The following is a 22,545-nucleotide window of genomic DNA, read 5'->3' as shown; positions in this document are numbered from 1 at the left end:
ATCATCTTTACACACGGATGCATACTTTTCTTCTTTTTTGCCAAATCTCTTACATCACCGTTTTATTAACTATTTAAGTGTATATGTAAATAATTCCTTAATTCTGCTATTTAGCAGAATTAAAGGTTTTAATAAATACCCTATTATAGGTATTACATTACTTAATAATAATTATTACCTTTGACATTTAAATATAAATTTTACGATTTATAATTGGTTTTATTTAACAGACACACTATGAAAAAACTTCTACTATTTTTACTTTCTGCAGCAGTGGTATTTTCCTGCACAGAAGAAAGTATTGAAACGAGCACACCTCAATTTACCGATGAGGAAAAAACGGTGACAGTTGTTCTGGCCAACATACCAGATGGGTTTGAGGGTGAGGATGTGTATATTTTCACTCTTAATAGCATGAATGAATTGCATTATATACAGGGAGCCGTTGCTACTGAGGACGAAGAGGTATTAACTTCCTCAACTCCTGGCGGAGCATCTTACAGTCTAATTGTATACATTCCTACAGTAAGCGATTGGACAACAGAAGATTCTTTTTCTGATGGGTGGTACAGCAGCATAAGCTCTACTCTTGAAAAGGATGGCAAATTCATTACTGATACTTGGACAAATTCTTCTGATTTTGATGAAAGTGAAGAAACATTAGATGAGGCTTTAGCAAATGCTGGGACCATTGAAGTTCTAACTGTAAGTTTTGCCTCATTGCCAAGTGATGGAGTATATGGACAGGGTGATATTTTCGCAGTGACAGCTACCCCTAATGATAATATTGATGCAGGTATCAGCTCTGTAGAATTTTTATTAAATGGAACTAGCTTAGAGGTTATCAACGAAGAGCCATATTCTATTAATATTAACACAATTGATTTTCCTGTTGGTAAACATGTTTTAGCAGTTATAGCCACCAATGGAAATGGTGATACAGCCGAAGATGATGTTGAAATTGAGATAACTGGTTCTGAAAATACTGCACCAGATGTAAGTTTTACCGCTACTTACGTTGGTAATGGATTAAGTGGTTCAGGTACAATTGGAAACCTAGAAGAGGTTGAAAGACAGGAACTTGTAACTTTAAATGCAACTGTTTCAGACGCTAACCTCGAAAGTGTAGAGTTTATTATTGATGGAAGTACTGTTTATAGTGCTACGCCTGACGATGCTCCTTATTCATTTGAATGGGATACTTTTGAAAATTCAGTTGGGACAGTGATTATTGAAGTTAAAGGTACTGATACTGATGGAGCAACTAGAAGTGCTTTCTTAAACCTTACTTTGGTTGATCCAGATAACTTCATACCAAGAGGTACTCTTAATTCACCTTCAAATGGCGCTAACTTTGATTTTGCATCATACTCAATAACATTTTCAGTCACTGTGACTGATGCAGAGGGCGATGCTATTGAATCTGTAAGACTAAGCGACATAGACAGTCCGTTTGGACCGTTCCCAGAGTGGATTACATTAGCTTCGGAACCTTATGAAGTAACATTTGACGAAGTTTCAGGCGCAGGCTTTTTTGCCCCAGGAGATTGGGAAACAAATGCTCATGTATATGACAATTTGGGCAGATATACTAAGACCAATTCTAGAAGATATACATTCAACTAATCAAAGACTTAATAACAATGAAAATATATAAAATAGTATTGCTAACAGCAGCAACATTGGTGAGTTCAGTAACCTTTGGCCAGCTGCTAGAAAGAGAAAATGTTGAATCCAGAATTGCAGTAGGTACTAGACCTGAAGCTGGTGATTTCGGATTTATGTTAGGAATTAGTGCTCAGGAAATTGATGAGTTCAGCGATTCAGATTTAGATACAAGAGGATATCCTTTAATGAGTTTTAAATATTATCTAACAGATCAATTAGAGTTGAGATTAAACACTCAGATTTACGAAAAGACCAAGAAAATTCAGGGTGACTTAGTAAATACCTTAGGTCAGGAAGATAATATTGATAAGGAATCTTTTTACAGATTTATGCCGAGTGCTCAGTACCACTTCTCAAGTACTAACTTGTTAGATACTTACGCTGGTGCAGGTATTATCATTGGTACAGAGAAAAATGAAGTGCTTACTACCGAGAAAACTACTTTAACGGGAGATTTTATCGCAGATCAATACACAAAAAGCACTTTCGTTTGGGGTTTTAATATCAATTTTGGTGTTCAGGCTTTTATTGCAGATTTACCTTTAGCACTAGCTGTTGAAGCTTCTATAAGAGGATTAAAGCATAGCAATTTGCAATATGAGGTTAACTCTAAATCATCTGTAGGTGGTGTGGTAACGGATCAAACGTTCTATACCTTATCTGATGACGCAGAATTAAGATATCAGTCGCTTGAATACAAAGAGTTTGAATTGGGAGCAGATCTAAGATTTATGCTTTCTTATTACTTCAGAAGATAAATAGAATTGTATGAAAAGATTAATATTAGTATTAATTACACTAGCTACACTATCTTCTTGCAGCAACTATTATACGTTTAGCGAAAGAAGGACAACATCCTTAACACCGGATTTTGTTAGATTGGATGTGCAGTTGAGTGATTTTGACTATTTGGGAAAAACAGAAATATCAATTAGCAAGCGTGAATATTTATTTGGCCTTGTTAAAAGAATAGATTCTGTGAATAATAGAGTCTACAACTACAGAGATGTACGAAGACTAAAATTCACTGGTCCGGAAGATATTAAGTTGCAACCAGAGATGCAGAAAGCTGCTTATAAAGTAGTAGATGAGTATCCTGATGCTACTTACTACATTATCTCTAGCGACTATGAAAATACTCATAAACTTTTCTTGGGAAGCAGAACTCTAAGAACTGTTGAAATACAAGCCTTTAAATACAAGGTTGAGAGTAACTAAATTTTATATTTGATAATGCTAAGTGCCAGACGTAACTTTACGTCTGGCATTTATATTTCTACTAATACAACTGTGAAAAACCTTATTTTATTGATTTTAGCAATTCCAATGTTAGTTATTGGAATAAGTGGGTGTGAAGATTCTGATGCAGAATCACCGATAATAGTGTTTGTCGACCCTAATGAAACTACCATTGAAGCTAACGCAAACGAGCGCATCCTATTAAATGTAAGTGCGTCTACCAATGTTGGTACTACATTAAATATGAAAGTGGAGTCGAGAGACTTAGTTTTCGGTGTTGTCCAACACTTTGATTCTACTTTTGCACAGCCTTCTATTAATTATGTGTTAGATTATATCATACCTCAATATCCTGATTCTACCGAATCAATTCTAAAATTCACTTTTACAAATAGTGCGCAGAATCAAATTGAGATAGCAAGAAGGTTGCTAATTAATAAAGGTGCTTCTCTGGTAACGGAAACCTCAGGGCATGTTATCCATTCTTTAGCTTCAAGCCAACCGAATGCGTTCTCTTTGGATGCTGTTGCTCCTGGTTATTTGCAAGACACACTAACATTTTCTGTAGATATCTATGATACAAGTGACGAATTGGTGAATGGTGAAACGCTTTCCAGAAGTTGGGAAAGTTTTACTGGGCTTAACTTCGTGGAATTTAATGGATTTAATTATGCTTCCGCAAACTCTTTAACGATTAAAAGTGCGTATGAATCCGGACTTAAACTTACCAGAATATCGGGTGTACAATCCGGTGATGTATATATGGTAGGCAGAGGCAATACAGCTCTTGGAGCTATCCAAATAGTTGCCGTTGTAGATCAACCAGGTGTTGAAGAAGACAGCTATAATTTCAATTTAAAGAAGATCAATCAATAGAAATTAGTAGGTAAATACTCTTACAGCTCTTACATAGTGTTTTCCGGTTTTATCGAAATCGTATTTACTTCCACTGGAAAAACTGAAGCCCCAAGCATTATTGTAACCATTGGTTGAGCCACTCCAATAACTGTCAAGGGTGAAATTACCATAATCGTTCTCTTTCAAGTTTTTATACATCTTGATAAGTTGACCTCTTGATGGGAGTTTCCAGTCATCAAACCCATCAATTTCCAAAAACTCACAAATTTCATTAGCCTCTTCGAAATTCACTTTGGCACCTCTCGCCTGATCAAATGGGGCTGCAATAAGGCCGGTTCTGTTTTCTTCATCAATATCTACAATTATACCACCCTGAAAATTAATGCCGTGCATATATCTGCTTGGCACTCCTGATTCTAGTACTTCATCCACGCTATATCCGAATTCCAATAAATCTGATAAATGAACTTTAGCACGCTGACCACCTGAACTTATGATACCTCTATCTAACGTTGGAGCTGTTTTTGGTTTATCATTTTTAGCAATAACTGCCTCATTCATATAATCATTTGTGGCTGCTGTTGCACCTTCAGGATTGAAGAAAAATCTTCCCGTTAATTGAGACCATTCTTGTGGGCTTTGCTGGTTATCGCTTCGTTCTCTCACTTTAACTCTGGTGTTGATAAATACATCTTCAATACGTTGAGGCTTTTGCATTTCTTCAGCTAAAGCACTGGTATATAGCCCATTACCTCCAGTTCCATCAGATGCTGTTGCACCTTCGCCAGTCGCAAAAGCGATTATAGTACCACTTGGTGCAGGTATAGCCTTAAAGCCTGATTCTCCACCTCTCGAAAAACTTTTGAAAGGGTTATTTCTACAAGCATCCAATATGACAATGTTTATGTTATCAGGATATCTTTCAAATTGAGAAACAATTTTACTAACATCAATCGCCTCAAATTCGGCAGCCACTTTGTCGTTAAGTTTAGCGTCAATTGGTAACAGGTAATTAGTTCCTTCCACCTGTATGCCATGTCCTGCATAATAAAATAGTGCTACTGTATATTCACTTAGTTTACGGCTAAAATCATAAATCACACTCTCCATGTCGAATTTAGTGGCATTTAGTTTCTTAATTACAGTGAAATCCAATTCCTCCAGTGTTTGCGCCATTAAATTCGCATCATTTACCGGGTTTTTTAATACACCACTTTGCTCATAATCAGAGTTACCGATGACAAGTGCTATCCGTCTGTCTTGCGAGTAGGAAAGCGTTGAAATTAGAATTAATAAACTAGCCGATAAAAAACTTCTCATCGTAATATGCCTTTCTTTAAATTGTTGATTTCGGTATATTTTAATTACCAAATATTAAATGTTAATTTAACAATATGATAGCTCAAATTCAATATTTTATCACATCAGTATTCATTTTAACCGCAGTTAGCCTGAATGCACAAAATATGGCGGTAACAGATAAGGGAGATACTGTTATTCTCTATCAGGATGGTACTTGGTCATTAACACAAAGCCATAAAGCTAGTAACGAATCTGATGTAGAAATTAGGACAACTAAGGTTGATCCGTTTACGGGTAAGAAATCATCAGTTACAAAAACCTGGATGAACATTGGGGAGTTTGATCGAGGTAATTTTTTTGGTAATACGAGCTGTGTAGATAGTGTTTATGCCTTCAATTTAGGATTTACCAGTTATATTGGCTGCCTTGAGAAGTTTAAATCCACCGTTCAAATCCAATTGGCCAATAAAGATGTAATTGAGTTGTTGCAGGTTTCACCTTCCAATTGTTCATCTTTTGCCACGGCTACTTTTTTACCTATTAGAAAAGAAAGTATAAAATCAGATGAAATAAAGGACTATCAATATGATCAACTGAATAAATTGGCAAACACCACATGGACTTTAATACGTGTGAATACAGAAACCCAGGAAGTGCTAATAAAACCAGTGAAAAGTGATAAGCATCAGGGTCATTCCTTTTTTATGGAACATTTGAGAGCTTTAGAATATCAACCACAACCTTAATAACACTGCTAAGCACAATGAACGAACTAATAATTGTCAGATACATACACTTTATCAGTTTTATGGTTGTTTTTGCCATGGTATTTGCTGAATCGAGGCTTGTACATGAGAATATGACCCGCGCTGAATTGAGAAGAGTATTTAAAATAGATGGAATTTATGGTCTGTTTGCACTCATAGTGGTTGGAGCTGGTTTGTATCTGTGGTTCGGTATTGGAAAACCGGCAGAATATTACTCAAACAACCCCATTTTTTGGACCAAAGTAATACTATTCTTAGTAGTTGGTACATTGTCCATTTGGCCTACAATGTTCTTTTTTAAAGAGCGAAAGGGTCATTCAGACGAGCCTGTAATCGTACCAAGAAGATTACGGTTTATTATTCGTGTGGAACTTACACTGCTAGTTATCATTCCATTATTGGCAGCTTTAATGGCGCAAGGGGTAGGATTGTAATTACTCTACTAAAATAAAAAGCCGTATGTCTGATTGATGGACATGAAAAAATCCTATGCCATTCTCTACATTCGAAGGGTAATTCACAGGCTCACCTAAACCATCTAATAGAGAAAATCTGTTGTCTTTTCTAATCTCGAGAAAATTATAATACTCTTCCGTGATGTTGGCCATAGAAACTAACACAGTATCTCCGGTAACATAGTCTTGAAAAGGCGTAACAAATTGATGATTGTAAGTTGTCCCATTAAATTCAGAGTCTTCCAATAATTCTACATACGGCCTTTCCTGTATATCAAAATCTTCATTAAAGGTTTGAACATTGATCATATACCAGTTTTTCTGAGGTGGGTCTTGTATTCTCATATCAACACTTATTAGAGTATCGAAAGGTGTCTCATTCACATAAACATTCAGGCTGTCAAACCCAATAAATTCAGGAAGTTGAGTAGAGGCCGTTACCGGTAATTGGTTAAAAGGACTTATAAAATTGAGGGTATAAGTGGCTCCAGTTATTTCAGGAACATCATTTCCAATGTATAAACCAAAACCATTGTTGTTAAGAGGGTACTCTTCATTATTAACCTCAACATTTACATCGATACCTGTAATTAGCACATCATTTAGTATTTCTTCCAAATCGGAATCAGGCCCTGCGTCTAAGGCGCCAAAGTTTTCTGTGAGTGATACCACTAAAAATTGGTCTGGTAAGTTTTGCGAACCAACTACAACAGTTTTCTGTGCTACAGGTACATCATTCACAGGTAAAGGATCTGGCAGGCAACCTGAAATGCTAAATGCGATAAAAAGAAATGTGATTATTCGATATGTAATTACCTTGCTCATTTATAAAAAGTGAAGTTATAGGATATGGATGGCAAAAGGCCCAATAACCCCGGTTGTTCGTAGCTGTAGGTGTTTGCGGCTTCATTGTATTCAATATCAATGGCAATAGGTGTTGCTCTATTGTATACGTTGTACAAACTAAATTGCCATTCGCCTCGCCAACGTTGATTCGGTTTAATTCTGTTTTTAAAAATAAGGCTAATATCCAACCGATGAGAATCGGCCAGTTTCACTGAATTTCTGTCCGGGAACTGTGGAATTAAATCAACTCCCGTTGCTGCTGAATTTGGGATACCATAATAACCTATTATAGGAGTAAATCTGGCGCCAGAAATAAACTCCCAAACAGCCGATACACTCCAACGCTTATTTAGTTGATAGTTTCCCACTATAGAAGCATTGTGCCTTCTGTCGTATCTGGCATTAAATTTTTCGCCTCTATTTAATTCTTCAAACTGTCTTGTTGTCCATGAAAGTGTATAAGACAGCCAACCTTTAAATCGGCCAGCCTCTTTTCGTGCTAACAACTCTAAGCCATAAGACTCGCCATCCCCTTGAATAATGGCCTCTTCAAAATCGTTATTAAGTATGAGGTTAGTACCTTCATTAAACTCAACGAGATTTTGCATGAGTTTATAATAGCCTTCCAGTGAAAGGGTGGAGCTTCTCTCTGGAATAGCCTTTATTACTCCAAGTGTAAACTGATCTGCCGACTGAGGTTTTACTCGATTATTTACGGGATACCAAACATCAGTAGGCAATGCAAATGATGAGCTGGATACGCGGTGAATGTATTGACTCATACGTGTATAGCTTGTTTTTACTGCCCAATGGTCATTTAATCCATATCTCAATGCCATTCGAGGCTCAGGCCTTATATAGGTTGTGTTTTCCAGAAATGCTGCGGAGGCTCTTAAACCAATAATTCCCTGCAGCTGGTTTTTCTTAAACTCCCACTCTCCAAAAACAGCTGATTCAGTCACATTTCTTTCCGTGCCTTCGCTTTCAGGTACAAGCTCAGAGATTTCTCCGCCTGAATTAATGAGGTTGGGATCAACAGTTCTATAAATTGTAGAGAACCCAATATTAAACTTGCGATTATCTGTACTTTCCCATTCAAATTTTTGCTGTACGCCAATATCCTGTATGTCGGTGATCACATTAATGAAGTTATCTTGAAAGAAGCTATTGATACGGTAATCGAATCGCGTAAAGTGAAAATCTGTTGTGCTTTTTAAGTTGCTGGCTTCATATTGATAGCTAAGTGTCTGGATGATGTTTCCGATGGTGAAAGATGTACCAGCTTCATCTCCTGAAACATTTTCATCACGGTTTCTGATGAAATTCAACACATCATCGCCAATATAGAAGCTATAGTTTAGACGCTGATTTTTGTTAATAGTCCAATCTAGGTTAACATTGGCATCATAAAAATAGTAGGGTAAGCTAATGTTAGCGAGTTTAACTACCTGATCTGCATAGGTTCTTCTACCGGCCACTTGAATAGCCAACTTATCCTTAATAATTGGATGTTCTATAGCAACCCTTGATGAAATTAATCCTATACCACCTTCAATAACGGTTCTGTCAGCATCTAACCGTTTGGTTCTAATATCAATAATAGATGAAAGCCTTCCACCATATTCTGATGGGAAGCCACCAGTAAGCATATTCACTTCTCCAATTGCAGATGGGTTGAATACTGATAAAAAACCAAATAAGTGACCTGTATTGTAAACAGTAGCTCCATCCATCAATACCAAGTTTTGATCAGCATCTCCACCTCTAACAAAAAAGTCGGTTGAGCCTTCTACACCTTTTGTAGTACCCGGTAATAATGTAAGTGCTTTTATAAAATCAGGCTCACCAGCAAGTGCGGGTAGCTCCATCACTGTTTCTTTTTTGAGCACTTGCTTTCCGGGCCTTATACTTTCAAACTGTTGAATAACTGTAGATTTTTCACCCAATACTTCCACCTCTCTTAAAGTTGTAGTTGCTGCGGTAAGCTTAATTAAATAACTATTCAATACTTCAGCGGCAGTCAATTGACTGGTCTGGTATCCAATAAATGATACTGATAATGAATCTGTAGGATGGGATACACGAATTGTGAACCTGCCAAGACTATCAGAAGTAGCTACAGATTTTGTGTTCAATACCTGAATGTTAGCAAAGGCCAAAGCTTCCTTTGTTTCAGCATCAACTACCTGACCTCTCACTTCAACTTGTGCAACTATTTGCTGGCTGCACATTACAATGAGTAGAAACGTAGTGCTATATTTTAACAGGTTTATCAAACTTATTTTGGTTTGTAATGGGTTTAACCGTTCAAAATTAGGTGATGTTTAAACGAATTCTTTATTTATTAAATTCCAGCATACCTTTGTATTACAGGTAACATAGCTGGTGAAAATTTGTTGATAAACAGATGGCAGATAAAGAAGAAAAGAAAATAGGAAGTGTAGTAGTTATGTCTGACGAAGAGTTGGAACGACTTAGAGATAAGATTACAACCACACCGTCTACATTGCCCTATGCACATCATGCAGGTAGTGCATTAATTAAACCGGAAGACAAAGGAAAGATAAAAGGGCAAGCCCTCGCTGCGATGCATGAGCAAAGTCAGATGCATCTGGATAAAATTTATGAGCAAATGAAATTGCTTGTAAAACAAGCCGAGGAGGTACATAGCAGAATAGAAATATCTGAGCAAATCTATCAGGCCGAGATGAAGTTTAAGCCACTCGTTGGTCACATATATCATTTGTATGAAAAGAAAGATGGAAATCAATTGCTATCCTTGATTTCTCCTAAAGAGTGGGGTGCCAGTATGCCTTTTAATAGGTTTATAGCTACTGTCAAGTTGCTGTCAGACCATACCTGGATGGTTGAAGAAGAGGGTGATTAATGCTTAAAATAGCCTGGTCAAAGATTTATAATCATCCGCTGCCGGAAGGGCACCGCTTCCCAATGGAGAAGTATGATCTGTTACCAGAGCAATTGCTTTATGAAGGTACCATCAGTCAGGCCAATCTTTTTGAACCAAGAAAACTTACCGAGGCAGAGATACTTGCAACCCACGATGCTGATTATTGGCAGCGATTAAAAAATCTGCAATTGACCAGAAAAGAAGAACGCAGAAGCGGCTTTCCTTTATCCGATTTGATTGTGGAGAGGGAAATCACCATCAATGCCGGTACCATAGAGTGTGCAGAGTTTGCGTTGCAATATGGTGTGGCTATGAATGTTGCAGGTGGCACGCATCACGCTTATACGAATAGGGCAGAGGGCTTTTGTTTTTTGAATGACATAGCCATTGCCGCCAACTATTTGCTTAATGAAAATAAGGCTCAAAAAATTCTGGTGGTCGATCTTGATGTGCATCAGGGCAATGGAACAGCACAGATATTTCGAAATGAGCCGAGGGTTTTTACTTTCAGCATGCATGGAGCTAAGAACTACCCCATGCACAAAGAGCAATCGGATTTAGATATCGGACTACCCGATAAAACTGACGATGCAGAGTATTTGAAAATTCTAGATTTCCATTTGAAACATTTGTTGGATATTGTGAAGCCTGATTTTATCTTCTTCCAATCAGGAGTGGATGTGCTGGCCACTGATAAGTTAGGTAGACTGGGAATGTCTATTGCTGGTTGTAAAAAGCGTGATCAATTGGTGTTTGAAGCGGCCTATAAAAATGAAATTCCGATTGTAGCCAGTATGGGTGGCGGCTACTCAGAGAAAATCAAAGACATTATAGAAGCTCACGCCAACACATACCGAGTGGCTCAGGAGATTTATTTTTAGCCTTTCTTATTTTTAAGAAATTCGAGGATTGTTTTTGAGACCCAAGTTCTATCGCTATTGATGAAGTAGGTTAAGGTTTGATCAGTTGTTCTTACCACTTCCAGTAACTCATTCATTACACGCTTGAACTCTTTGGTTTCTTCAGTTTCTTTTCCCTCAAGTTGTGAGACCTGTTCCAACACTTTAACTACTGGTTGAATTTCACGGTTTTTTCTCACTTCTGCCACCTTACGTGTTACAGCCCAGATATCCCGTTCACAGTAAAAATATTCCTTCCGTTCTCCTTTGTGTGTTGTTTTATAAACTAATCCCCAGTCAATCAACGTGCGAAGATTCATGCTTACATTGCCTCGTGAGATTTGCAGCTCTTCCATAATTTCTTCAACAGATAATTCACGGGGGCTGATCATGAGAAGGGCAAAAATTTGGGCGACAGTTTTATTAATGCCCCACGAAGTACCTAAGGCACCCCAGTTTTTGATAAATTCTTCTTTGGCCTCATCAAATTGCATGAACCAAAGATATCAATGTAATGGATTATATAACTTATTCATTACAAATAAGTGTGGCACCGTCAGTGTGGAAATAATGATAATAAAAATCATGTAGATAGAAATCCCTAAATCGAAATGAAAGGAGAGATAGTATCCTAATCCTAAAAATAAAATTCCTGCTACACTGAACGGCATGGCAGCCTTGATAAACTTAGAAATGGAGTTGCCAACATTTTTTCTAATGGACTGAAATGTTAAAAGTAAGGAACGGAAGGAATGCCAAATTCCAAAGTAAATGGTGAACGTAATAACGGCATTTGTTACGAGTGACGAACCTAATAAAATAGCCAGGAGCAGAAGTTCTCTGCCAAATTCTTTCATAGAAATCTGACCTTTGGCAAGATAAAGGCAGGTAAGTGTTATCCACAATGTGCCGCTTTTAATAAGAAGAGAGAGCCAGAGTGTACTATTCAATTGAGAAACTTCCAACCATTCCAATGAGTCAAAGATTGCCATGCATTCAGCGATATTAGTATATATGATCATTGAAAGAAGCAGCATGCCCCAGCTTAAATAATACAGATGCACGAAACGCCCTTTTAGATTCAAGTAAAACAGCTGGGACTGCCCAAAATGATAGGCCGAAATAGCAATAAAGGAGAGAAAAGAGACCTGCGGAAAAAAATACCAACACGCAAATACAGCTCCGATCAGACCTATATAAATGCTGTAAAATTTGACTAGTTGTAATTTATCCGGCCTAGTATCATTAAATTCAATCACATGGTCGAGGGCTCCGTGGGGTATTCCAACGATAACGATAGTAACAAGAAATAAGAGGGTATCTGTGCCTGTAGGCAGTTCAATTAAGCTAAAAGCAGCAAGCAATAATATCGTAATATAAAGTAAGTGCTTATCTAACTTAACCATGGGCTTCTGAAGAGTATAAGGCCTATACCTTTACGGGTATAGACCTTATTATAAACAAACTTGAACTTATGCTTTTGCTGTAGCTGAATCTGACTTAGCTACTGAATAAATAACTAGTCCGAAACCTATCTTGTTGATGGCATCTGCAATGTTGTAGAATAAATCTACATTCGAAGATGTCCAGCCTAAACCGGTGTTCAACCAGCCTCCAGGCATACACATGTAACCGATTGGATAGATTGCCCAACCTACCAATACAAACCAAGCCAGGATTTTGATGCCCTTAATTACTTGCGGGTTGCCTGAAGAATCTCCTAAGGCCTTAACTTCACCAAACCAAGCAGTGTATAATATGTAGATGTATCCAATAGTTGAAATAACACCCCACATCACACTGTGGTTAGTGGCACCTGCGGCTGCAGTTCCATCGGCATTTAATGGAACAAATGCTTCGCCAATGTAACCTGCTACTAACATCAAAACGGATGCAGCGATCAATTTCCATAATAAGGATACTTTTGCTCCGGCAGCTTTGGTTAATAAATAAAATTCAACACACATCAATGGTACGGTAAGTGTCCAATCGATGTAACGTAATGCTGTTGGGTTCTGACCAGTAGCAGCATAATAATCTCGCATGTAGTAGTAATGTACTGCTGCGATCATAGTAATGAGACCTGATACAAGTAGTGAGGTCTTCCACTTGTCTGAAACGCTCTGTCTTTCGAAAAAGAAGAATACAGAGGCTGCAAACATGGCCATGTAGCCGGTAAAGAATGTAAATGCGACAGGGTCATCCTTCGGGATGGTCATCATGTCAGCTAAGAATAGTTCTTTCATAATGCGTTTAGCGTTTATTGTTTCTGCACTATGAACATTGAAGTTTCAGAAATGTTTGAAAGTTATTAAAAAAGATTAAACAAAATATTTAGAATCATCGATTAGAGGCAAATAAGGCAGTTTAAACTTTTAAAATTTTATTCATTGCGGATAAAAGTACGGCAGTCGTCTGCCGTTTTTTGTGGCAATTCTTCCATTGGCACATGCCCGGCATCATACACTTTTAGTGTGCTGTTAGGTATCTCTGATAAAAATTTTTCTCCATCTGCTAGTGGAATCCATTCATCATGCCGGCCCCATTGAATTAAGGTTGGTATATCAAGAGTTTCAATTAGTTCATAGTTATACCCAAGCTTTGTTCTAGCCCTGTCTATGAAAGCCTGTCTGTTACCGGGTCTTAGTGTTAGTTCATAGTATCGGTCGATTAAGCTTTCGGTAATGAGTGAATCATAGAAATAAACTTCACGAACATTTTTAGCCACGAAAGAACGTGGTGTTACTTGTTTTAACAGACTTGCACCTAGTGGGTTTTGAGCAATTTTGAAAACTGACGGCATGCCTTCCTTTGGATATCCAGAAGCATCAATCAGTATCAACTTTTGTATTTTATTCTGATTATTCAAGGCATAACTCCACGCTATTCCACCTCCCAGCGAATTACCAGCAATGGAAAACGTATCTAACCCAACTGTCTTTACAAATTCATCAAGGAAATTGGTGTAAAACGAGATAGAATAATCCCCTGAAGGATGTGGGCCTGTCAAGCCAAAGGCAGGTAAGTCCAGTCGGGTAATTCGAAAATCATTTTTTAATTCTTTCACCCAACCGTCCCAGGTATGAAGAGAGGAGGCTGTGCCATGAATGAGTAATAAATCAAGTCCGGTGCCCTCTTGTTTATAGTGTACTTCTATACCATCTATTTCTACAAATTGAGAGGCATCATCTGTATATTTTTGCTTTAGTTCATTCAACGGGATATCCTGTGTTCTTAGAAAAACAAAGAGCAGCAATAATCCAGCAATCAAACCAATGAATATTTGAATGAGTCGTTTCATGAGTTTGGAATTTAAAATATTTCTTATGTCGATCCTAACTGAAAAGTATCGAAGTGGTGTTACTTTGGTTAATTACGTATTTTTATCCTATGTCTCAATTCCAAAAAAGATTTAGGCGAATATTATTTTGTCTGTCGCTAACCATCCCGATAGCAACTAACGGACAGGTCTCCTACAATATAAATGCACTCCCAATGGGTGATGTGGAAGCCTTACTAGCCAATACTGGAACAGGTGGGGTAGAATCGCCCGGTGCAGTTTTCTATAATCCTGCAGCGTTAGTTATGCTTAAAGGCTCTTCTTTTTCATTGAATGGCTCTGCCTACATGAAATTTGAAAACAAAGCAGAGCCAGTTTTGGTCATTGCTGATCAGGAATTAAACTATAAGGCCGATGGATTTCTAACTATTCCAACAAGCATTGCGGTAGTTAAGCAAGTGAGTAAATGGAAACTGGCATTTTCAGCTCTGGTTCCATATGAAGCCAATTACGAAGGCCCTAAACAGTGGACAGTACCGTTTGAAACCCTTAATGTCAACTTAAGGATCTTACAGAATTATAAAGAGAGACTATTTTATGCAGGCTTGTCTGCCGCTAGAGAAATTGGAAATGACTGGTCTTTGGGAACATCAGTTTATTGGCAATCCTACTCTTTGCTCAATGTAAATGATGTGGCAATAACTGTTGCTGAAAATCCGGCACTGCTTGATCAGTCTACCGAAAGACAGGATGTCAATGTTCATAACTTGGCCCTTATTATGGGTTTACAAAAAAGATATGCCAACGGCAGTATTGGTTTAAAAGTTGATTTGCCCTCCATACAATTATCATCCAATGCAGAAGTATTCAGCTATAAATTCTCTAATCTTAATGGGCCGTCTACCGGTAGCAGGGAAAATCAAGTGGAAGTTGATGCTGAGTATAATCAGCCATTTTCAGTTCGATTCGGTGCTGTTAAAAACCTAATGAATAATAAACTTCTAATAACAAGTGACATCAGTTATAGTCTCAATAATTCTTACCGGCTAGTTGATTTGCCTTTTGATGACCTTAAAATTGATACGAAAAATAGTGTTCGACATAGCTTTGGAACACAACTGGTTTTGAGTGAAAAGATCACACTACTTTCCGGATTTGCCAATGCCTGGGCCGAGGTGGATGAAATTGACAGGCACTTTTGGTCTGCCACCATCGCTACCAAACTACAAAGTGAACATATTACTTCATCCATCGGTTTTTTCTATTCTCAAGAGAATGCAGAAACACCATTGGATAGCGGTATCGGCATTACAAAAAATAAATCAACGCTTATGGGGTTATTTTTGGGAACTAGTTATCGATTCTGAATTATTTCACCAGAAGACCAATCTTTAACCTTGCTGAAATGGCCCAGGGAACTTCTCTATCTCCTAATAAAAACCCGTAATGATTTACTCTATAGTCATAATCAGCATTGTCGAATGATCCCTGATTTGAAATACCGTAGCCAAAACCTACAGAATAATCTATTAAAAAGCTGTTATTATAGATTTGTTGATTACCAATGTTAATCATAATAGCACCAGCCGCCAGGTTTTTTGTATTTCGAGTATCCCTTTCCAGAGTGTACATGGAAAAAATCAATTGCGGCTTTACATACGCTCCTTTAAGTATATGAGCATATTTGAATCTTTTGGAATAATAGTCTGGTGTTTTTAAAAATTTAATTCCACCTGAAACATAAGCGCCAGCACCCCTAACACCCTCAGATGTATTAAAGCCAAGTCCTATTAGCCCAAGCTCTGTCTCAAAACTTTGACCCGGTACAATACTTTTTTCATAACTGAGGCCAATATGCTCAAATAAGGGACTTAGAAAATGAAATTTTATAGCTCGCTTTTTGTCATCGGCATAAGCACCAGGATCATTCAATAAGTCAGTAAAAATAATTTCCCTACCCGATGCTAACACAACTTTATGAAGCAGGTCTATGGATATTACAATGATTGGACTATCCTCTAACTCATGGTCTTTATACTTAATTTCGTCAAGCCCAATCTCAACAACCTTACATTCAATAGTTGTTCTGTCCTTCTTGTGGAGGACATCCTGTGCTATCACTGACAATGATAGGAGCACCAGAAATGTGGTAAATAGTGGCTTGATCATAGTATGAAATTAATATTAATTCCTCAATTAATTCCATAGTGTTATCAATAGTAACTATTTCTTAATCTGAACTCCGTTATTACCAATAAGAATGGGCTCATTAAATCTGCCTTTAGGATCTTTATTTTCAAGATTCAAAACTCCGCGTGGACATACCGATGAACAAACTCCACAACCCACACACGAAGAACGAATGATATTCTGACCTCTTTGAGCATACCAACGTACATCAATTCCCATTTCGCAATAGGTGCTGCAATTCCCGCAACTGATGCATTGCCCGCCATTCGTGGTAATTCTAAACCTTGATTTAAACCGTTGAATGATACCTAAATAAGCGGCTAATGGACAGCCGAATCGGCACCAAACTCTGTTACCCATTAAAGGATAGAAACCGGTACCAACTACGCCTGCAAAGCCAGCACCAATCCAGGCGCCATATACTGAGCGAACATCATACGTGCTAAATCCAAAAACCTGGCTATTACCTGTCCAGTAGGTATATAACACGCCCCCAGTCATAACTACGGCAAATACCAGCACAGAATGTATCATCCAACGCTCTACTTTCCAGGCCTTTAAAGATTTATCTGATAGTTGTCTGTATGGGTCGCCTAAAGTTTCGGCCAAGCCTCCGCAACCGCATACCCATGAGCAATACCATCTTTTACCAAAGAAATAAACAAATACAGGCACTCCTATAATGATTAAGGCAATTCCCCAGCCTAGCATAAATATACCTAAGCTACCACTGGCTAAAAGAGTGTCTAGCTCATTATCAAAGAAAAAGTCATAGTCTAACGGCCAAATATTTTTGAAATCGAAATAAGGTTGGTTTAGTCTAAGTAGGATTTCAGGTATTAAAAAAGCAAAGGCCGTTTGGAAAAACATTACCGAAATTGTGCGAACAATCTGATACTTCGAATGGCGATATTTGATGATCATTCTAGCGCCCATTACCAATATGCAGAGCGTGTAAATGAACCCATATAAAAAGAACCTACCGGCATCAGAACCTTTCAAAAACTGACTGATTGGGTCTACCATGATGATCCAGTTGGTCATGTATTCCGGATAGAAGTAGAGTACAATATAAAATGCAATGAGAAAGGCTCCTGTGAGTATACCAAGCCATCCAGTATTCTTCATAGCACTATGGAAAATGCCATTGTTTTTTATTCCTGGAGGGCCATCATTGATTTTGGGTACGATGTAGAGGAAGGCACCAATAATGCACAAAACATAGGTTAGTACAAGAAATAATGTTGGATTATTAGCTACTGGCCCAATGGCACTAGCCTTGGTCAAAGAATATTTAAGATCCTTGATTTTGTATTGGTCAAACCCTTTTTCGTTTACGATTTGGTACTTTTTAATATTCTCAACCACCTGACTCACCTGAGTCTTCATTTCTTCTTTGGAATTGAAGGTTCTTCCGTCTAACCAATTGCCATAATCGTTAAATGTTTTTCTTTTGTAATCAGCTAATTCGCCATCACCTAAAACAGCCAAACTTTCCAGACTAAAGGACTCGTTGTTAGCATTGATGATTTTATCAATTTCTCCATCCGATATCGAAAACTTATCTAATTGAACTTCATTAATTTTTTCAAATGTCTTCTCAAGTTCACTGACAAAAGTGAAGTTGGAAGAGATTGTCTTATCTAACACTTCACTGTTTGATTTGAAAAGCGAGACCTTTTCCTGATCTCCAATTTGGTTGGTGATAATCTGATTGGTTAATTGATAATTGGCCGTAAAGAATGTGGCATTAAAAATGCCAAAACCTACCAAAAACAAAACCAACCCAAATGTTTTAACTGCCTTCATTTATCCGAATATTTTTTCGATGATACTTTTCTTTCCTTTTAATGTTAATTGCTGATCAGGGTGCTCATTGTTGTAAGCATTGATAATACTTTGTTCATACCTTTTGAAGAATTCCGGATCGAAATTGGCCGATCGCAAATTTTCTAGTACGGTTTGGATGGTGGCCTCTTCAGTTAGCCATCGGTCGAAGATTTCGTGCCTAAGCCTTATCCCGAAAGTGTTTACACCCAAAAACTTATGGTTATGCTTATCATAGATAAAATGCATGGCTACATTTTCAGAATTGTGTTGCCAGTAAAATTCAGCTTCATTATCGCGCAGTTGGTTCCAAACTCTACCGTAAGTCTGATATTCTATATCAAAAAACTTGGCTGAATTAAACCAATGACCAGGTAGGTATTCTGTTTTAGTTCCAGTAATGGTTTTGGCTACTGTTTCTCCCATCATTCTTCCTGTATACCAAACTTGCTCCACAGGCGCCCTGCCTGGTACTGGGGTTCTACGTTCGGCACAATCGCCAATGGCGTAAATATCAGGTATGGAGGTTTCCATAAACTCGTTCACTAAAACTCCACGATTACACTCTATACCAGATGCTTTGGCTAGATTGATATTAGGATGTACACCAGCCGTAAGTCCAACAAATTGACATGGTATTTCTTTACCATCACCTGTAATAACTGATTTCACTCGACCATTCTCGTCTGGAATAATTTCCTTTAGCTCAGTTTGCAACCGCAGATCAATATGGTGTTCGCGAATATGATTGCTTATCAATGTCGCTTCCTGTTTCGGCAGTACATTGTCCCAAAACTGCTCTTCACGAACCAAAAACGACACTTTAATATCTCTTGAATGAAGCATTTCTGCCAATTCCACACCTATTAACCCGCCACCTACAATCACACCTCTATCAATACCCTGTGTATATTTTTCAATATATTCAAGGTCTTGCTGACTCACCATTCCACTAACACCTTCTAAATCTTGGCCTGGCCAACCAAATTTATTGGGTTGTGCTCCTGTGGCTAAAATCAATACATCATAATTTATAGAACCGCCAGAAGAATAGGTCAATGTCTTATTTACGTGATCAATCGCCTGAACATATTCTTTAACTAGATTGATTTTATTCTTCTCCCAAAACCAGTTTTCATAAGGCTGAGTATGCTTCAACTGCATATGCCCCATATATATGTACATAAGGGCAGTGCGAGACCAGAAGTATTCAGATTCAGCGGATATGACGGTTATTTCATAGTCACTTTGTTTTCTGATGTGCCTTGCGGCAGTAATACCGGCAATGCCATTGCCTATGATTACGACATGTTTCATATGCTAAGTTTTATGAGCATGGTTGTGTAGTACGCTTAATGCTTAGTTTGGTTAAGCAAATAAGACTTCATTGTCCTTTACTTGACAATCTCATTCATAAGATAGCAATTAATAGTCATGTCGCTGACAGCTTTGGCCGGGAATTTGAATGAAATCTCTAAATGTCCGATGACAGACAAACATCTTGGCGGACATTGGCGTAAATGCCACCACCAAATAATTAGAACTATGAAAAAGTTATCATTTTTATCTTTAGTGCTTTTGATGTCCATAACATCTTATGGTGCAGGCTTGCCAACATTCTACACAGAATCGAATGCATTTTTTAATAAATATGTGCATAATGGCTTGGTAGCCTATAAATCAGTTAAATCAAATTTTTCGGAGATTCAGAGTTTATATAATGAGATTGGTGCAATGGATCTTGCCAATGCTTCTGATAAAGAAAAGCAGGCATTTTACATTAATGCCTATAATTTGATTGTCATCTATCAGGTAGCGAAGTACTATCCACTTAAATCGCCATTAGACCAGAGTGGTTTTTTTGATAAAGTAAAGCATAATGTAGCAGGGGAGTCTATTACACTCAATTTTCTTGAGATTAAGAAACTCTTATTAACCTACAAAGACCCCAGATTTCATTTCGTATTAGCATGTGCGGCAAAGAGTTGTCCACCGCTGGCAAGCTTTGCGTTTACACCGGATAACCTAGATTCCAAATTAACAGAGAGAACAAAAAAAGCCATTAACGATAAAAATTGGTTAAAAGTAGATGCTTCCAACAAGAAGGTAGCTATTTCCAAAATCTTTGAATGGTATCAGAAAGATTTTACCATGAACGGAGCTAATTCAGTAGTAGATTTCATTAACAAGTACCGAGCTACTCCCATTCCATCAAGCTATTCGGTTTCTCATTATGAGTACAACTGGAGCTTAAATGAAGAAAGTTAACCCGGCTTGTTTGGGTCAACTGATAATTTTTATCAGGTTCTCAAGGGTGTTCACTATGTGTTCACCCTTGTTTTTTACATGCCAGCGAAGTTCAACATCTTCTTTTATTTCGATTTGAATTTCAGCTTTTTCAACCACATCGTACCCGTGTCTTTCAAGCGCATTTTTTGTCCATAAATAAGTATGACCTTCACCTGCTAGTTGTACTTTGCCAGTACCGAGATTTTTTTCTAGCCTTCCGGTTTTTAGGTCGAAACCTTTTAATTCAAAAACACTATCTATTTTACCGTTCAAAACTAAGTCTTCAGGGAATCCGTCAATAATTGGAGTGTTTGCACCAGCCAGCCAAATACGATCTGCCGATTGTAAAGCCAAATCCAATTCATGGGTAGCCATGAGTATTGCCTTGTTCGTTGACTTTGCCAAATCACTTAGCATATTAATTACTTCCACACGATTATTGAGGTCCAAATGTGCAGTTGGTTCATCCAAAATCATGATAGGAGTATCCTGACAAACTGCTCTCGCAATCATCACTTTTTGCAACTGACCATCACTCAATTCATATAACTTTTTGCTTACTAAAGATTCGATCTTCGTTAATTCAATGGCCCTGTCTATTTGTTCAACATCTTTCGAAGAAAATTTAATATTCCAGCCAACATAAGGGTAACGGCCCAGGCTAACGAGATCCTTAACGCTCATGTTACCACTACTTACTTTGTCAGTGAGAACTACGCTAATTGTTTGGGCCAAGTCGTTTGCTGTAAGATTGTTTAGATTTTCAGAGTCAATAATTACTGATCCGCTAAGAGCTTTTTGTGCACCACAGATGGTTCTTATTAAGGTAGATTTTCCAACTCCGTTTGGTCCCATAAAGCAAACCAACTCACCTTGATGCAGCTGAAGGTTAATATTAGATAAGATTGAAAGTTCTTTTTTATTAACCTTATAGCCAACCTCCAGATTTTCGAGTGATAATATGGTTTTATTCGCTATCAATTGGCAAAAGAATTACGCATTGAGCCTCTTCGTAAAATAATCCATATTACCACAGGTGCACCTAACAATGAGGTAATTGCATTGATTGGTAAAATCATGTCACTGCCCGGAACCTGGCTCACCATGTCGCAGATGAGCATGATTATGGCACCTGTCATTGCTACTGCGGGTAATAATATTTTATGATCTGCAGTACTGAATAATAGTCTGGTAAGGTGAGGCACTGCAAGCCCAATAAACGCGATGGGTCCACAAAAGGCGGTGATGCTGCCGGCCAGTAAACTCGTTCCTAAAATAATTAGGATTCGCGCTTTTTTAACATTTAGTCCCATGCTTTTGGCATAATTTTCACTAAGAAGCAAGGCATTTAAAGGCTTTACCAGAAGTATTGATATGATGATGCCAATTGCTACGATCACAGAGAGTATGCTCACCTCACTCCAGCTCAATCCGCCCAGGCTGCCAAACGTCCAAAACAAATACACCTGCACTTCTTCACCCGTTGAGAAGTACTGAAGAATACTCACCACAGCACCTGTGAGACTGCCAAACATGAGCCCGATGATTAATAATGTCATACTATCTCTAACTCTGAGCGAGACTGCCATCACTAATAGTAGTACCAGGCCAGAGCCTAAACTTGCTGCTATAACAACCACCCAACCGGTTAAATCAAACAACCCTAAGGTACTCACGCTCACTCCGGTAAGTAGTAGCAAGGCAACACCTAAACTGGCGCCTGAGCTTAAACCAAGTACAAATGGACCCGCTAGAGGGTTTCTAAATAAAGTCTGCATTTGCAGTCCTGAAACAGAAAGCCCGATACCTACAATAATGGCGGCAAGTGCCTTTGGCAAGCGAAAATTGAATAGAATATTTGACCAGCTTTCTTTGGTGGATTCCCCTCCTGTTAGCAAAGAGATAATATCAGAGAAAGGAATGGAAATACTACCTAAGGATATGTTGATTAATAGCAATACAAGAATTGTAGCGGGTAGCCAAACGATTAATTTGTATGTATAATTTTGCTTCATCT

At 38.0% G+C, this 22,545-nt stretch carries 22 protein-coding genes; 10 read left to right on the top strand and 12 right to left on the bottom strand.

Annotation, left to right across the window (positions count from 1 at the left end):
* Positions 1-237: 237 nt before the first annotated feature.
* From JR347_RS00655 to JR347_RS00640, 4 genes are read left to right on the top strand one after another with little or no spacing between them, the layout of a single operon-like run.
* Positions 238-1,626: an Ig-like domain-containing protein gene (locus tag JR347_RS00655; protein ID WP_205722140.1), complete on the top strand. Its 1,389-nt coding sequence runs from the start codon at positions 238-240 to the stop codon at positions 1,624-1,626.
* Between the two features lie 17 nt (positions 1,627-1,643).
* The gene (locus tag JR347_RS00650) at positions 1,644-2,426 is read left to right on the top strand and encodes a hypothetical protein (RefSeq protein WP_205722139.1); all 783 of its coding nucleotides are present in this window, start codon (positions 1,644-1,646) and stop codon (positions 2,424-2,426) included.
* 10 nt (positions 2,427-2,436) lie between these two features.
* Positions 2,437-2,886, top strand: a complete 450-nt coding sequence (locus JR347_RS00645; RefSeq protein WP_205722138.1) for a hypothetical protein — start codon at positions 2,437-2,439, stop codon at positions 2,884-2,886.
* A 15-nt stretch (positions 2,887-2,901) separates the two neighbouring features.
* Positions 2,902-3,783 (top strand): hypothetical protein, encoded by an 882-nt coding sequence (locus tag JR347_RS00640; RefSeq protein WP_205722137.1) that lies wholly within the window; start codon positions 2,902-2,904, stop codon positions 3,781-3,783.
* Positions 3,784-3,786: 3 nt separating this feature from the next.
* Here the strand turns inward: JR347_RS00640 and JR347_RS00635 are convergent, their stop codons facing one another.
* Complete coding sequence (locus tag JR347_RS00635) at positions 3,787-5,085, bottom strand: caspase family protein (RefSeq protein WP_205722136.1); 1,299 nt, start codon at positions 5,083-5,085, stop codon at positions 3,787-3,789.
* A 74-nt stretch (positions 5,086-5,159) separates the two neighbouring features.
* On the opposite strand from JR347_RS00635, the gene JR347_RS00630 reads away from it, so the two are divergent.
* Both JR347_RS00630 and JR347_RS00625 read left to right on the top strand, forming a co-directional pair.
* The gene (locus JR347_RS00630) at positions 5,160-5,813 is read left to right on the top strand and encodes a hypothetical protein (RefSeq protein ID WP_205722135.1); all 654 of its coding nucleotides are present in this window, start codon (positions 5,160-5,162) and stop codon (positions 5,811-5,813) included.
* Positions 5,814-5,830: 17 nt separating this feature from the next.
* Complete coding sequence (locus JR347_RS00625) at positions 5,831-6,268, top strand: DUF2214 family protein (protein ID WP_205722134.1); 438 nt, start codon at positions 5,831-5,833, stop codon at positions 6,266-6,268.
* Here the strand turns inward: JR347_RS00625 and JR347_RS00620 are convergent, their stop codons facing one another.
* Together JR347_RS00620 and JR347_RS00615 are read right to left on the bottom strand one after the other, a co-directional pair.
* The gene (locus tag JR347_RS00620) at positions 6,269-7,114 is read right to left on the bottom strand and encodes a DUF4249 family protein (RefSeq protein ID WP_205722133.1); all 846 of its coding nucleotides are present in this window, start codon (positions 7,112-7,114) and stop codon (positions 6,269-6,271) included.
* Positions 7,111-9,411: a TonB-dependent receptor gene (locus JR347_RS00615; protein ID WP_205722132.1), complete on the bottom strand. Its 2,301-nt coding sequence runs from the start codon at positions 9,409-9,411 to the stop codon at positions 7,111-7,113. Before JR347_RS00615 ends, JR347_RS00620 begins: the two co-directional genes overlap by 4 nt.
* Positions 9,412-9,542: 131 nt before the next feature.
* On the opposite strand from JR347_RS00615, the gene JR347_RS00610 reads away from it, so the two are divergent.
* The gene (locus JR347_RS00610) at positions 9,543-10,022 is read left to right on the top strand and encodes a DUF2452 domain-containing protein (RefSeq protein ID WP_235689720.1); all 480 of its coding nucleotides are present in this window, start codon (positions 9,543-9,545) and stop codon (positions 10,020-10,022) included.
* Entirely contained in the window at positions 10,022-10,924 is a 903-nt protein-coding gene (locus JR347_RS00605; protein ID WP_205722131.1) for a histone deacetylase family protein, read from the top strand. The genes JR347_RS00610 and JR347_RS00605 overlap by 1 nt, the downstream gene beginning before the upstream one ends.
* Here JR347_RS00605 and JR347_RS00600 read toward each other — a convergent pair.
* The 4 genes from JR347_RS00600 to JR347_RS00585 all read right to left on the bottom strand — a co-directional run bounded on the left by JR347_RS00600 (position 10,921) and on the right by JR347_RS00585 (position 14,243).
* Positions 10,921-11,436 (bottom strand): GbsR/MarR family transcriptional regulator, encoded by a 516-nt coding sequence (locus JR347_RS00600; RefSeq protein ID WP_205722130.1) that lies wholly within the window; start codon positions 11,434-11,436, stop codon positions 10,921-10,923. The genes JR347_RS00605 and JR347_RS00600 overlap by 4 nt on opposite strands.
* 12 nt (positions 11,437-11,448) lie before the next feature.
* Complete coding sequence (locus tag JR347_RS00595; RefSeq protein WP_205722129.1) at positions 11,449-12,348, bottom strand: Brp/Blh family beta-carotene 15,15'-dioxygenase; 900 nt, start codon at positions 12,346-12,348, stop codon at positions 11,449-11,451.
* A gap of 66 nt (positions 12,349-12,414) precedes the next feature.
* On the bottom strand, positions 12,415-13,188 hold the full coding sequence (locus JR347_RS00590) for a bacteriorhodopsin-like (RefSeq protein WP_205722128.1): 774 nt from the start codon (positions 13,186-13,188) through the stop codon (positions 12,415-12,417).
* A gap of 137 nt (positions 13,189-13,325) precedes the next feature.
* On the bottom strand, positions 13,326-14,243 hold the full coding sequence (locus JR347_RS00585; RefSeq protein WP_205722127.1) for an alpha/beta fold hydrolase: 918 nt from the start codon (positions 14,241-14,243) through the stop codon (positions 13,326-13,328).
* Positions 14,244-14,332: 89 nt separating this feature from the next.
* Here JR347_RS00585 and JR347_RS00580 point away from each other — a divergent pair, with 89 nt between their 5' ends.
* Complete coding sequence (locus tag JR347_RS00580; RefSeq protein ID WP_205722126.1) at positions 14,333-15,589, top strand: hypothetical protein; 1,257 nt, start codon at positions 14,333-14,335, stop codon at positions 15,587-15,589.
* 1 nt (position 15,590) lies between these two features.
* On the opposite strand, the gene JR347_RS00575 is transcribed toward JR347_RS00580, so the two are convergent.
* Genes JR347_RS00575 through JR347_RS00565 form a run of 3 tightly spaced genes read right to left on the bottom strand, consistent with a single transcriptional unit; the run spans position 15,591 to position 19,556 of the window.
* Positions 15,591-16,391, bottom strand: coding sequence for a hypothetical protein (locus tag JR347_RS00575; RefSeq protein WP_205722125.1), 801 nt, complete (start codon positions 16,389-16,391; stop codon positions 15,591-15,593).
* Between the two features lie 54 nt (positions 16,392-16,445).
* The gene (locus tag JR347_RS00570; RefSeq protein ID WP_205722124.1) at positions 16,446-18,221 is read right to left on the bottom strand and encodes a 4Fe-4S binding protein; all 1,776 of its coding nucleotides are present in this window, start codon (positions 18,219-18,221) and stop codon (positions 16,446-16,448) included.
* Positions 18,222-19,556: an NAD(P)/FAD-dependent oxidoreductase gene (locus JR347_RS00565; RefSeq protein WP_205722123.1), complete on the bottom strand. Its 1,335-nt coding sequence runs from the start codon at positions 19,554-19,556 to the stop codon at positions 18,222-18,224. It abuts the gene before it with no gap.
* Positions 19,557-19,784: 228 nt separating this feature from the next.
* Between JR347_RS00565 and JR347_RS00560 the strand changes: the two genes are divergently transcribed.
* Positions 19,785-20,507, top strand: coding sequence for a DUF547 domain-containing protein (locus tag JR347_RS00560; protein ID WP_205722122.1), 723 nt, complete (start codon positions 19,785-19,787; stop codon positions 20,505-20,507).
* Positions 20,508-20,522: 15 nt separating this feature from the next.
* Here the strand turns inward: JR347_RS00560 and JR347_RS00555 are convergent, their stop codons facing one another.
* On the bottom strand, positions 20,523-21,509 hold the full coding sequence (locus JR347_RS00555) for an ABC transporter ATP-binding protein (RefSeq protein WP_205722121.1): 987 nt from the start codon (positions 21,507-21,509) through the stop codon (positions 20,523-20,525).
* A complete protein-coding gene (locus JR347_RS00550; RefSeq protein ID WP_205722120.1) occupies positions 21,506-22,543 on the bottom strand; it encodes an iron ABC transporter permease in 1,038 nt (345 codons plus the stop codon). The genes JR347_RS00555 and JR347_RS00550 overlap by 4 nt, the downstream gene beginning before the upstream one ends.
* Between the last annotated feature and the right edge of the window lie 2 nt (positions 22,544-22,545).

Source organism: Fulvivirga lutea (assembly GCF_017068455.1).
GTDB classification, from domain to species: domain Bacteria; phylum Bacteroidota; class Bacteroidia; order Cytophagales; family Cyclobacteriaceae; genus Fulvivirga; species Fulvivirga lutea.
This window is presented reverse-complemented; position numbering and strand designations above follow the sequence as displayed.

Excerpts from the sequence above, each read along its gene's own strand:
- JR347_RS00655 (WP_205722140.1), top strand. The coding sequence starts at position 238 with ATGAAAAAACTTCTACTATTTTTACTTTCTGCAGCAGTGGTATTTTCC.
- JR347_RS00605 (WP_205722131.1), top strand. The coding sequence starts at position 10,022 with ATGCTTAAAATAGCCTGGTCAAAGATTTATAATCATCCGCTGCCGGAA.
- JR347_RS00650 (WP_205722139.1), top strand. The coding sequence starts at position 1,644 with ATGAAAATATATAAAATAGTATTGCTAACAGCAGCAACATTGGTGAGT.
- JR347_RS00590 (WP_205722128.1), bottom strand. The coding sequence starts at position 13,188 with ATGAAAGAACTATTCTTAGCTGACATGATGACCATCCCGAAGGATGAC.
- JR347_RS00625 (WP_205722134.1), top strand. The coding sequence starts at position 5,831 with ATGAACGAACTAATAATTGTCAGATACATACACTTTATCAGTTTTATG.
- JR347_RS00570 (WP_205722124.1), bottom strand. The coding sequence starts at position 18,221 with ATGAAGGCAGTTAAAACATTTGGGTTGGTTTTGTTTTTGGTAGGTTTT.
- JR347_RS00580 (WP_205722126.1), top strand. The coding sequence starts at position 14,333 with ATGTCTCAATTCCAAAAAAGATTTAGGCGAATATTATTTTGTCTGTCG.
- JR347_RS00635 (WP_205722136.1), bottom strand. The coding sequence starts at position 5,085 with ATGAGAAGTTTTTTATCGGCTAGTTTATTAATTCTAATTTCAACGCTT.
- JR347_RS00620 (WP_205722133.1), bottom strand. The coding sequence starts at position 7,114 with ATGAGCAAGGTAATTACATATCGAATAATCACATTTCTTTTTATCGCA.
- JR347_RS00565 (WP_205722123.1), bottom strand. The coding sequence starts at position 19,556 with ATGAAACATGTCGTAATCATAGGCAATGGCATTGCCGGTATTACTGCC.
- JR347_RS00550 (WP_205722120.1), bottom strand. The coding sequence starts at position 22,543 with ATGAAGCAAAATTATACATACAAATTAATCGTTTGGCTACCCGCTACA.
- JR347_RS00610 (WP_235689720.1), top strand. The coding sequence starts at position 9,543 with ATGGCAGATAAAGAAGAAAAGAAAATAGGAAGTGTAGTAGTTATGTCT.
- JR347_RS00645 (WP_205722138.1), top strand. The coding sequence starts at position 2,437 with ATGAAAAGATTAATATTAGTATTAATTACACTAGCTACACTATCTTCT.
- JR347_RS00560 (WP_205722122.1), top strand. The coding sequence starts at position 19,785 with ATGAAAAAGTTATCATTTTTATCTTTAGTGCTTTTGATGTCCATAACA.
- JR347_RS00630 (WP_205722135.1), top strand. The coding sequence starts at position 5,160 with ATGATAGCTCAAATTCAATATTTTATCACATCAGTATTCATTTTAACC.
- JR347_RS00595 (WP_205722129.1), bottom strand. The coding sequence starts at position 12,348 with ATGGTTAAGTTAGATAAGCACTTACTTTATATTACGATATTATTGCTT.
- JR347_RS00585 (WP_205722127.1), bottom strand. The coding sequence starts at position 14,243 with ATGAAACGACTCATTCAAATATTCATTGGTTTGATTGCTGGATTATTG.
- JR347_RS00575 (WP_205722125.1), bottom strand. The coding sequence starts at position 16,391 with ATGATCAAGCCACTATTTACCACATTTCTGGTGCTCCTATCATTGTCA.
- JR347_RS00600 (WP_205722130.1), bottom strand. The coding sequence starts at position 11,436 with ATGCAATTTGATGAGGCCAAAGAAGAATTTATCAAAAACTGGGGTGCC.
- JR347_RS00640 (WP_205722137.1), top strand. The coding sequence starts at position 2,902 with ATGCTAAGTGCCAGACGTAACTTTACGTCTGGCATTTATATTTCTACT.